This window comes from Mucilaginibacter sp. BGA-UO-ETr-C110 (assembly GCF_059567985.1).
Genome location: NZ_JCAQPB010000002.1, coordinates 1,281,231 through 1,292,488, shown reverse-complemented (window position 1 = coordinate 1,292,488; position 11,258 = coordinate 1,281,231). Strand labels below are relative to the sequence as shown.

At 42.6% G+C, this 11,258-nt stretch carries 8 protein-coding genes; 6 read left to right on the top strand and 2 right to left on the bottom strand.

The window, feature by feature from the left end:
* Positions 1 to 28 precede the first annotated feature (28 nt).
* The 6 genes from AC57BQ_RS06615 to AC57BQ_RS06590 are packed head-to-tail and all read left to right on the top strand — an operon-like array spanning position 29 to position 6,804.
* Positions 29 to 1,234 carry a glycosyltransferase gene (locus AC57BQ_RS06615; RefSeq protein ID WP_496405520.1) on the top strand — a complete coding sequence of 402 codons (1,206 nt, stop codon included), beginning with the start codon at positions 29 to 31 and terminating at the stop codon, positions 1,232 to 1,234.
* A gap of 14 nt (positions 1,235 to 1,248) precedes the next feature.
* A complete protein-coding gene (locus tag AC57BQ_RS06610; RefSeq protein WP_496405519.1) occupies positions 1,249 to 2,454 on the top strand; it encodes a glycosyltransferase in 1,206 nt (401 codons plus the stop codon).
* Positions 2,455 to 2,464: 10 nt separating this feature from the next.
* A complete protein-coding gene (locus AC57BQ_RS06605) occupies positions 2,465 to 3,745 on the top strand; it encodes a condensation domain-containing protein (RefSeq protein WP_496405518.1) in 1,281 nt (426 codons plus the stop codon).
* Positions 3,742 to 5,022, top strand: a complete 1,281-nt coding sequence (locus AC57BQ_RS06600) for a condensation domain-containing protein (protein WP_496405517.1) — start codon at positions 3,742 to 3,744, stop codon at positions 5,020 to 5,022. Before AC57BQ_RS06605 ends, AC57BQ_RS06600 begins: the two co-directional genes overlap by 4 nt.
* On the top strand, positions 5,019 to 6,290 hold the full coding sequence (locus tag AC57BQ_RS06595; protein WP_496405516.1) for a phthiocerol/phthiodiolone dimycocerosyl transferase family protein: 1,272 nt from the start codon (positions 5,019 to 5,021) through the stop codon (positions 6,288 to 6,290). The genes AC57BQ_RS06600 and AC57BQ_RS06595 overlap by 4 nt, the downstream gene beginning before the upstream one ends.
* Positions 6,283 to 6,804: a hypothetical protein gene (locus AC57BQ_RS06590; protein ID WP_496405515.1), complete on the top strand. Its 522-nt coding sequence runs from the start codon at positions 6,283 to 6,285 to the stop codon at positions 6,802 to 6,804. The genes AC57BQ_RS06595 and AC57BQ_RS06590 overlap by 8 nt, the downstream gene beginning before the upstream one ends.
* A gap of 6 nt (positions 6,805 to 6,810) precedes the next feature.
* On the opposite strand, the gene AC57BQ_RS06585 is transcribed toward AC57BQ_RS06590, so the two are convergent.
* Together AC57BQ_RS06585 and AC57BQ_RS06580 are read right to left on the bottom strand one after the other, a co-directional pair.
* Positions 6,811 to 10,107 carry a GH92 family glycosyl hydrolase gene (locus AC57BQ_RS06585; protein WP_496405514.1) on the bottom strand — a complete coding sequence of 1,099 codons (3,297 nt, stop codon included), beginning with the start codon at positions 10,105 to 10,107 and terminating at the stop codon, positions 6,811 to 6,813.
* 8 nt (positions 10,108 to 10,115) lie between these two features.
* Positions 10,116 to 11,243 carry an acyltransferase family protein gene (locus AC57BQ_RS06580; protein WP_496405513.1) on the bottom strand — a complete coding sequence of 376 codons (1,128 nt, stop codon included), beginning with the start codon at positions 11,241 to 11,243 and terminating at the stop codon, positions 10,116 to 10,118.
* Positions 11,244 to 11,258: the final 15 nt, after the last annotated feature.

The window sequence follows — 11,258 nt, the reverse complement described above, 5'->3', positions numbered from 1 at the left end:
AACCTTACCCGCGAAAAACATCTACCCTATGGCAAAGTTTGTATTTATTGTACCTCCTTTAACCGGGCATATTAACCCTACTTTAAGCATGGGCGCTGTTTTATTGGAACGCGGCCACCGGGTAGGCTGGATAACGCTCGACGAATCATTAGCGGCCAAACTCCCCGCAGGTGGCGAACTGCTGCACATTAGCTATGATGAAAATGACCAACAGAAACGGGAAAGCGAACAATATTTGGATATTATCACTAAAAAGATAGTTTATGGTATTGATAGTCTTAAATTCCTGTATGAAGAGGTATTGATTCCCCTAAACCGCCATAGTTATGACGGTATTGCCTATTTGCTCGATCAATTTGAACCGGACCTGGTAATTACTGATCACCAAATGTTTGCCGGAGCTATTGCAGCTACTAACAAAAAGCTGCCTTATGCTACTTCGGTAACTGCGCCCGCTGCTATCAAGGTAATGGAGGAGCTGCCCAAAATACATGAATGGGAAATGAATCAGGTAATAGGCTTACAGCGTGAGTTTGGCGTTGAAGCTACCGCACCTATAGTTTGTTCTGAACTACTGACCATGGTACTTACGTCACAGGAGTTTTTTGGTGATATGGAGTTAACACCTAACTTCCGCTTTACCGGCCCGGTGATCAACCGCCCGGCTACCAAAATAACATTCGACTGGGACAAGCTGCAGCAGAGCGACAAACCTAAAATACTGGTGAGCATCGGCACAACCTTTGACCACGAGCATAAAAAGAACTTTTTCACCAAAGTGGTTGAAGCTTTTGGTGATGGTGAACTAACAGTGGTGGTAGTTTCTGACCCTGCTTTATTTGAGCAATGGCCTGATAATTTTATAGTACAACGCCAGGTACCGCAGCTTGATCTGCTGCCCCATCTTGACGCGGTTGTTTGCCATGGTGGTCATAATACCGTTTGCGAAACCCTATCCAATGGATTGCCATTAGTGGTTATTCCTATTGCCTATGATCAGTCGCATGTTGCAGGCCGGGTGGTTCGTATCGGTGCAGGCGAGCGTTTAAACTTTAACCGCTTTAAGGCTCACCATCTTAAAGAAGCCGTTCATCAGATATTGAATAACCCAGATTATAAAACCGCCGCTGAAACGATCAAAAGATCGTTCATTGAAGCCGGCGGAACGGAGACCGCGGCAGATATGCTTGAACAGGTCGCCACCAAACAATCTTTAGAAGTATTAAAAAACTAACGTTACCATCTACCATGGCAAAATTTTTATTTGTTGTTCCACCATTTTTCGGGCATATCAGTCCAACATTAAGTATCGGCGCAAGCCTTATCGCCCGTGGTCATGAAGTAAAGTGGCTGGGTGTTACTCCACTGGCCGATAAACATATACCCGCAGGTGGCGAGTTCATCTATCCCGCTGCCGAGTTGGAGCAGCACCAGGACGAAATAAACCGTATCCTGAAACGTCAGGATGACGGCCCGGCCTGTTCAGGCCCGGAGGTGATGAAATTGGCTCTGGAGGAAACCTACGTGCCATTTGCCCGCATCATGATGCCGGGACTAAGCAATTTTGTGGATGTCTGGAAACCCGATGTGATCATTAATGACTGCATCACCTTTGCCGGTGCGTTATGTGCTTATATCAAAGGCATCCCATCGGTAACAACTACACCTGTACCACCCGATGTGATGGGGGACACAGCCAACAGCGCTCCTAAAATTTTTGAATGGCAGCAAAACCTGGTAAAAGGGCTGCAACAGGAATTTGGTGTTTATGGCGATGAGATCGTTATCCATTCACATAAACTCAATCTTGTATTTACTTCACAGGCTTTTGCTGGTTTTGATGAAGTATCACCGCATATGAAATTTGTAGGTCCGGTAAAAGGCCGGCCTAACAATGCCGCTTTTGACTGGGAAAGGCTGGCTAAGGCTACTACCCCAAAGGTTTTTGTGTCTTTGGGTACACTATTGGTTGACATCCGTAAAGAATTTTTCCAAAAACTAATAACCGCTTTTGCAGATCAACCGGTAACGATAGTAGCCGCCACCAATCCCGATATTTTTGAGGTATGGCCAGATAACTTTATCGTAAATGGTTTTGTGCCACAGACTGAACTAATGCCGCACATGGACGCAGTGATCTGTCATGGAGGCTTTAATACCGTTAACGATACTTTTACCAACGGTTTACCCATGTTGATCACCCCTATTGCTTATGATCATTTTCACACGGCCAAACTGATCGAAAATTCAGGTGCCGGTGTAAGCATACGCTATAAACGTTTGCGGATAGCCGATCTGCGCGATACCGTTTTTGAGTTATTACAAAACCCTAAATACCGTGAAGCAGCGGTTAGGGTGAGAGAAACCTTTATAGCCGCCGGTGGCAACGATAAGGCTGTACAATTATTAGAAGATTTTACAAAAACTGAGCAAATACTTGAAACGATGAGTTAACCAATAGCCTATGAGAAGAAAACTACTTTTTATTGAACGCATGATGCATGGAGATGGGAACTACGCATTTAACGCGCTTCTACCGGTACGGGTACGCGGTATTTTTTTAGAAACGGATATTCGCCTTGCTTTGGAGGGCTTACAAAAAAGCCACGCCCTGTTGAATGCAGTGGTAGAAAATGACAAGGATGGACAACCCTGGTTTGTAGTTGATGACAAACGCGAGGTTAAGATCCCGATACGTACATTGACACGAATTGGTAATGACGACTGGCAAACAGAATCGGTAAAAGAATGGTCGGTACCTTTTAATAGTTACCAGGAACCGTTGATGCGAATGGTATGGATAAAGGGCGAACCTGTTTCGGAGTTTATACTGGTGATGCATCATTGTCTTTTTGATGGTCGTTCGGCATTGGTTATCCTGGAAGAGTTTTTACAACTATTGGATGACCCGGGTACCCACATTGCAGCCGAATTACCTATAACAGGTATTGCGGGTGTTGTTCCGCCTGAAATGCTGAATAATAAGGTACATAAGGTTATAGCAAAGATGGTGGTAGGCATAGCGTCATTAACTTTATCGCTGATGCCATCCAAAGATGAACCAGTGGAACGAAAAAAGGATTACCTGATACATTGGAGACTGAATGAAGAGATCAGTTCGGCCCTGCTAGCCTGCTGTAAAACGGAAGATATCAGGGTAAACACTATTATGTGTGCCATAATTTTGGATGCTTTTAAACAGGTTAGGCAAGAAAAGGCATTGAATAAAATAATGTGCCCGGTTGATATCCGCAATTTTAATCCGCAGATAAAAAAGAACAACATCTTTGCATTTGCTTTAATGATACTGGTATCGGCTTATCCGGGTCTTGGTTTTTTCAGCAATGCAAGAGCCATGCAACAGGATATTGAGAACAAAATGGCCAAACTTGATCCATATAAGATCATTATGTTGTTAGAGGCCGCTCATGGATCGCTGCACAAAATAGTGCGGTTTTTAAGAAAACAGAAAGCAAGTAATGACTGCATGTTTTCTAATTTGGGTAAGGTGGATATTCCGCGACAGTATAAACAATTTGAAGTGGAAACCATATTTAGTCCCTCTGTTATGGTACCGGAAGGGCATGCTACCGCGTTTACGGCCTCTACTTATTGCGGACAAATGGATTTTTCTTTCATCAGCAATGAAGGGAGCCTGCCTTATGAAGATGCTTGGGCTATTAAAGATAAAATGATGGAAACAATTACATCATTAACAGGAACTGAAGAACTTAGTCTGGTATGAGAAGGAAATTATTATTTGGTGAAAGAATGCTGCACGGCGACGGTACACTGCCTTTTAACGGCGTGATACCATTCAGGCTGCGTGGTGTTTTTGCTGAGGCTGATCTGCATTACGCTTTAGGAAGAGTGCAGGAAAAACATCCCTGGCTGAATGCCTTTGTGCAAAATGACGATAAACAAAGGCCATGGTTTATCATCGATGAAGCAAAACCGGTTAAGATCCCGGTAAGAATAGAGAACCGGTTAAGTGATAACGATTGGCAAACAGAGTCGCACAGAGAGTTACTTACACCGTTTGATACAGCTAAAGGCCCTCTCTTACGCCTGGTATGGATAAAAGGTGAAACAGTATCTGACATGATCATTACTATCCATCATTGCTTATGCGATGGAGGTTCAGCCATGAGCATATTAGCCGAATTGCTACAGCTATTAGACGATCCGACTACGGATATAGGCAAAGAAAATCCGATAAAGGGAGTGGAAGATATTATTCCACCAGCTATTTTGAATAACAAAGGGAAACAGATAAAGGCTAAACTGATTGGTGGTTTGGCCGCCGTAGTGTTGAAGCTGATGCCGGTAAAGAAAAATCCGGTTGACAGAAAAAGAGATTACCTGATTCACTGGAAATTTGACGAAGACTTGAGTAAAGAGCTTATCCTTTATTGTAAATCGGCAGGTATTACGGTAAATACTATGTTATGCGGGGTGCTATTAAGCGCCTTTAAACAGGTTAGGAAAGATCAGGCGCATAATAAGGTGTCGTGCCCGGTTGATATCCGGAGATTCGCACCAGAGATCAAGAAAGACCAGATATTTGCGTTTGGTTTGATGCTGGTAGTTTCGGCACATGCTGGTCTGGATTTTTTAGATAACATTAAAGCTATGCAAAAGGATGTTGATCAAAAATCGGCTAAGCTCGATCCTTATGCTACCATGATGATGATGGAATCGGCGCACTCCGCCATGGATAATTTTACCAATTTGCTAAAAAACGGAAAATCAACTAACGATTGTATGTTCTCCAATTTGGGCAAGATTGATATACCGTATCAATATCGCTCGTTCGAACTGGAAACTATATTCAGTCCGGCCGTGATCGGTCCGCTGGGTAACACCACTACCATGGTAACATCTACCTATCGTGGGCAAATGGACTTTTCGTTTATTGCCAGCGAAGGGTTTATTCCTTATGAAGACGCCCTGGCGATAAAGGATAAAATAATATCAATGATCAAAGAACAGATTGGTAACATAGCGGTAGCCGTAGCATGAAAAGAAAACTAATGATGGTGGAAAGAATTATGCACGTAGATGCTTCTACGCCGCTTAATTGTGTATTCACGGCAAAAATAGCCGGGAGTATCAATCCGGAAAATCTTCATACAGCGCTTACCAAGGTTCAGCAAAAACACCCCCTATTACGGGTTCGTATAGATGAGGAACAGAAAGGCGGCCCCTATTTTATTACCAACGAGCATGTACGATCGATCCCCGTACGTATTGCAGAACGGCTTACCGACGATGATTGGTTAAAAGAATCAGAAACAGAATGGTATAAGTTATTTGATGGCGACAATGTACCATTAGCCCGGGTGGTTTGGGTAAGATCAGCCTCCGTATCAGAGTTTTTGCTGGTAATGCCGCATTGTGTTTGTGATGGTGGTACCTGTGTCGCCCTGCTTAGCGAAATACTGAGTTTACTGGATAACCCCGCGCAGGAACTGGATACCTACGCTCCTTTTAATTCGGTACAGGAATTAATGCCTGATAGCTTTGATATCGCTAAAAACAAGCGTAAAGGGCGGATCTATTCTTTTTTGGGCAAGCTATTCTTCCTGCTTAAAAATACCCGGAACAAATTTGGAACCGGCCGAAACTACGTCATCCACTGGAAGCTGGATGAGGAACAGACCATTGCCATAGCAGAAACGGCTAAAAATGCGGGCACATCGGTACATGCCGCTTTATGCGTGGCGTTTTTAAAAGCGTTTCAGGAAGTAAGGGGTACTAAAGCCCGCGGCAAGGTAATTAGCCCGGTAGATATCAGGCGCTTTATTCCCGAAATAAAACAGGATACCATGTTTGCCTTCGCACCTATTGTGGAACTGACTATTGACAAAGACTCAACAAAGGGCTTTTGGGAACAGGCCCGCAAAATAAAAACCGATCTGACTGCCAAAATTGAAACCATGAACGCCTATGAAATGTTATGGATGGGCGAATACATGCACGCGACAGTAAACAGGATGATCAAATTTTTAAAGGCTACTGATGGCTCCCACGATGTTACCCTATCCAACATGGGCCGGCTTTCTATTCCTGAAACTTACCAGTCATTTGAACTCGAAACTATTTATAGCCCAACGGTGGCGTTTCCATGGCGCAACCCTAATACATTGGTAACAACCACTTTTAAAAACAGGATGGACTTCACTTTTATGTCAAACGACAATTTTCTTGATGAAGCTGAAGCTTTGAAAATAAAAGCCGCCACAATAGACCTATTGTTTGCCAATTTACAGCAATTATCGCATGCCTGATAAACCAATACATAAAACTACGTTACGACGGTTTGCACAAAAGAAACTGCTGCAATACATCATTCCTAATATTTTTTTCAATACCATTATAGCCTATGCCAGCTTCGCTAAATTAGGCTATACCCATTTGTTTGAAGGTGAACAAAGCCTGGCCAGGCTTACGCTGCCCATGTCGTTATTTTTACCCTTTATCCTCACCCTGGATATACTCAAAAAAACGATACTGGCAGTTGAACAGGGAGCCCTTGATTTGGCTATCAGTGATGATTTGAATAAGAACAGATTTGCCATGCAAACGGCTATTATCAATGGCGTGGGTACATTACTGTTTGTTTTAGCTGTAATGTTCATAGCGCAGTTAAGCTTACCTGCCCATTATAAATTCAACGGGCCGGTAATGGCTTATCTAGATGGCGCGCTGGCGGCCGTTTACTCCATAGTTTTCACCTATTTTCCGATCAGGAAATTAAAGAAATATATGTCTAAACAGGCCAAAGTTCCGGTGTCTGCTTAAAGCGGATCAATTTCCGGGTTGATTTTTATAGCTGGCCTGCTCTTTATTAAAAATATCCAGGATGCCGGTAGCTGACAATGGTTGGGCAAAAACCTTGATGCCGTCCATGTAACCATGAAATATTCGTTCTGACGGAAACTCTTCATTCCGCCCGATCTGCCATTTATTAGCTACAGACAGATTCACCGGACCTTCTGCAGTTGATGTACCTGCTAATTTACCATCGATGTAAACGGACAGCAAATTACCATTACAAACACCAGCTATATGGTGCCAGTTTTGTTTCCAGTTTGTTGGGAGGTTTACAGTACAGTCGCCGCGGCCCCAACCACCGGCAAAAAAGGTAAGGGCTTTATTATCGATCATTTGCAAAACATGGGTATCACCCTTGGTGAGCATATCCACCAATCCGGTTTCTTTCCCTTCGGGATAAACCCAGGCCATCATGGTAATGGTTTGCCCCAGGTTATCCAGGCTTGGTGCATTTGGAACTTCTACAAAACAATGATCGCCCAACAATATCATTTTCCCGCTTTCTAATTCAATAGTCTTAGGATGAATGATGTTTGCGTCATTCCCAAATCCAGACTTATCACCAATAATTTGATCATTCCCTTTTGCAGTAAGCGAAAGGTCAAGTAGTAATGATCCTGTATCATCACTAAATACTTTATATATAAACCTTAAATCATTGATTATTAAATTTTTAACACAATTTATTTGGTCAACAAATGAGTGAGCCTGGGGTTTACTTTCTCCCGGAGCCAACTGTACATGATCGGTATATAAAAGAGAATCATTCAGTTTTACAGGTATGGCAAATGATTGATCTTTACCGGTCAGGTTTTTTACCATGTAATTTATTTGCTGTTCCTGGCCTCGATGTATCAATGGCTTTATAGTGACGCCAAATATTTCAAACGGCTGCTTCACAGGTCGTACCGGATCAATAACCTCAGCGATGCTACCACCCGCACTATCCAAACCTATGGTTACGTTCCCCAATCGGTATAATCTGCAACTAATAGAATCATTAATTGTGTTTCCTTGTGGAACAAGATAGTTTCTACTGGCGACAACCTTTCCACCAGCATATATCCTGATACGGGTTGTGCCTATTGAGCCAGTGTTTTGTGCTGTAAAGCGCAACCATAGTTGCTCATTCGGTTCAACCTTGGTTTTCTGCAGGCTATAACTGGTCACTTTTATATCCGATGGTGTTTTGGTTTCGGATAATGCTATAGGATCTTTATCTGCCGGCCAATTATTATGGGCATTAATGTTCAAGGTAAATTGCATCTCACCTCCGCCAGTAATGGTTGAATGAGATAAAACTAATTGTTCATAGGCTTTGCCATTAACCGTTAATGCGCTCACATATTTATTCTCTGCCGATTGGTTTTTAGCCTCAATAACCCATGTTTTATGGTTTTGCAAATGCAGTTTTACTGACTGAAACAAAGGCGAACCAATGGCATACTCTGCTTTACCTGGGCTAACCGGAAATATCCCCATCGCGTTAAATATATAAGCGCTTGACATGGCTCCCAAGTCATCATTGCCGGGTAAACCATCTGGTCGGTTTTTATATCGGGATAGCATAATGTCCCTGCACCACTTTTGTGTTAGGTCAGGTCTACCAGCGGCGTTAAACAAATATGGCAGATGTATAACCGTTTCATTATCAAATAGTATCACATCGTTTCTTAAAGCAGAGTCCAGGCGATTGATGAATATATTATTGCCCCCCATCAGGTTCACCAGATCCTTAGCATTATGAGGTACAAAGTATGAATATACCCATTTATCACCTTCTTTATAGCCCGACATTGCCGGGTTGATCTTGAAATCAGCTCCTGATCGCGGCAGCATAAACATGGTTTCCGGGTAAAACAGGTTGCGATAGTTAAATCCTCTTTGTTGTAAAAGCTGATAGTCATTTTCATTATGCATCACCAGTTTAGCATATTGAGATAAAGCCCAGTCGTCATAAGCATATTCTACTGTGCGGGTTACTGATTCCGAATTGGTATACGGTACATAGCCCATCCGGTGATAGATGCTCATGTCTTTCTGTACAAAAGGCGAATCAACAATATTACTTTTCATGGCTTTGTAGGCCAATGTTTTATCAAAGCCGGTAATCCCTTTTAAATAAGCATCCACAATAATGGGTATCGCGTGGTTGCCCGTCATGCTCTCCGTAGGTAAATGACCGGTTTGCTTATAAATATCCAACATGGATAAAACTACATCGTTCTGCTTATCAGGATACAGCAAACTTAACAACGGATGCAATGACCGGAAGGTATCCCATGGAGAAAACCCGCCATACTGGAGCTTACCCGAGGCATGATAAACCACTCCATCCTCACCACGATAATTACCGTCCACATCAGAAATTACCCATGGGATCAACAAAGAATGATAAAGAGCAGTATAAAACACAGTTTTATTGGCCTCGCTGTTATCGGTAATATCAACAGTGGAGAGTTGTTTGGCCCAATCATTGGCAGTACGCGTAGCATAGGCTCCAAAGCTTAATTTAGCTATTTCTTTATCAATATTGTTTTGTGCCCCCGCAAAGCTTATCGTTGAAGTACTCAGTTTAACTTCAATAACCTTCGATGTATTTGTTGTTTTAAAAGTAAACAGATAACCACCTTTTACCGGTTTCTTATCGGTAAAAGCTTCGCTAAAATTGATCATTGTGTTCAGCGCCGCTCCATGTATCACTTTTCCGGAAACAATGGTAATATCTCCTGCATTCCCTATATAAACCTGTGCCTTTGTTTTAGCGGGGAATGTAAAACGCAATATTCCTGTACGGATAGAAGTGCTGACCTCAGTAATGATATGATTATCACTGAATTTTACTTGGTAATATCCCGGCCGTGCAACTTCATTGCGGTGCGAAAAACGGTTGCTATACCGTCCAGGTTCAAAATCTTTGTCTGCACCAACCGGCATAATAAACAAACGTCCTGCCGAACCTCCCGGGAAACCGCTATGATGGCCAAAGCAGCTAAAATAATAAATGGATGAATCGGCATAATCATAACCGTTTGCACCTTTAACCCGTGTTTCCGGGCTGATTTGGATAAAACCAGCCGGAGCAACCGCACCGGGATAGGTGCCACCATCGCCTCCCCAATGTGTAAGTACACCGCTTTTGGTAGTCCCGATAAATGGGTTTACGTATGATAGATTCGAGCGGTTCTGCGCATTTGTGTTTGAGGTGATCGCAAATGATAACAACAATAGCACAATCGCCTTTTTTACTATGAAAGATGTTTTATACATAAGTAAACTTATATTTTGATATAGATCTTTCTTTTATCCATTACATAACCCACCAGCCAGCAAAGCATCATATAACATAAGGCAAAAACCAGTGTACCAAAAGCTCCGGGGAAAAGCGGTTGATAAAATACCTGGTTTACCCAATCGTAAAAACTCAGATTGGGCTTTACCCAAATGGTCGAAATAACTGTAAATAACAATTCCGACAGTAGGTATATCGCCAGCGAGTTACGGCCAAAAACCAGGAAAAAATTAGTACCTCGTTTGATGTTCTTTATTTCTATAGCATAGATCAGTACACCGATGATCACCAGATCGATACCGATGGTAAGCAAAGTAAATGTGCTTGTCCATAATTTTTTTGCCAGCGGGAAAAACTGGGCCCAAAACAAGGCTATGCCAATCAAACAAACACCTGCTATCAATAATTTAGTTACCGACTCATAATTACGGCCCTTTCGTTGTATATATGCCCCGGCCAGATAACCGGCTATTACATTCACAATAGCTGGTAGTGTACTCAATAAACCTTCGGGATCAAAGGCTATCGGGCCACCTTTGTCGTGGTATAAATGTGCGTTACCCATAATTAATATATCTAATCGCGTACCCGCATTGCCCAGCATGGCCAGTTCTTTACCTGGTTCCCCAAGCAGCAATAAAAATACCCAGTACCCCAACAATAGCATAACGGAGATAATAACCGCCATACGCTTTGAGCAATAATGTACGATCAGCGAACCCAAAAAGTAACATAACGCTATACGTTGCAACACCCCCATAATACGGGTATTTCCTAACGGGTTAAACGCCCATCCATCGGCTTCACGATGAAAAAATGGGAACCAGTACATCAGGTAGCCCAGTAAAAATATGATAAGCGTACGTTTGCCTATTTTACGCAGAAAGGCACTGTTACTTTCAAATTTGTTTTTGGAAAAGCTTAGCGCATTACCTACCGCGAAGAGAAAAGAAGGAAAAACAAGGTCGGTTGGTGTAAAACCAAACCAGGCGGCATGGTCAAGCGGGGCCCATTGTACTGCACCTGAACCTGGGGCATTTACAATGATCATGAAGCAAATGGTCATGCCCCTGAAAATATCAAGCGTTATAAATCTATCCTTTGCTAAAGCCATATATCTTAATTTTAA

Coding starts and splice junctions, on each gene's coding strand:
- AC57BQ_RS06615 (WP_496405520.1), top strand. CDS start 29: ATGGCAAAGTTTGTATTTATTGTACCTCCTTTAACCGGGCATATTAAC.
- AC57BQ_RS06610 (WP_496405519.1), top strand. CDS start 1,249: ATGGCAAAATTTTTATTTGTTGTTCCACCATTTTTCGGGCATATCAGT.
- AC57BQ_RS06605 (WP_496405518.1), top strand. CDS start 2,465: ATGAGAAGAAAACTACTTTTTATTGAACGCATGATGCATGGAGATGGG.
- AC57BQ_RS06600 (WP_496405517.1), top strand. CDS start 3,742: ATGAGAAGGAAATTATTATTTGGTGAAAGAATGCTGCACGGCGACGGT.
- AC57BQ_RS06595 (WP_496405516.1), top strand. CDS start 5,019: ATGAAAAGAAAACTAATGATGGTGGAAAGAATTATGCACGTAGATGCT.
- AC57BQ_RS06590 (WP_496405515.1), top strand. CDS start 6,283: ATGCCTGATAAACCAATACATAAAACTACGTTACGACGGTTTGCACAA.
- AC57BQ_RS06585 (WP_496405514.1), bottom strand. CDS start 10,107: ATGTATAAAACATCTTTCATAGTAAAAAAGGCGATTGTGCTATTGTTG.
- AC57BQ_RS06580 (WP_496405513.1), bottom strand. CDS start 11,243: ATGGCTTTAGCAAAGGATAGATTTATAACGCTTGATATTTTCAGGGGC.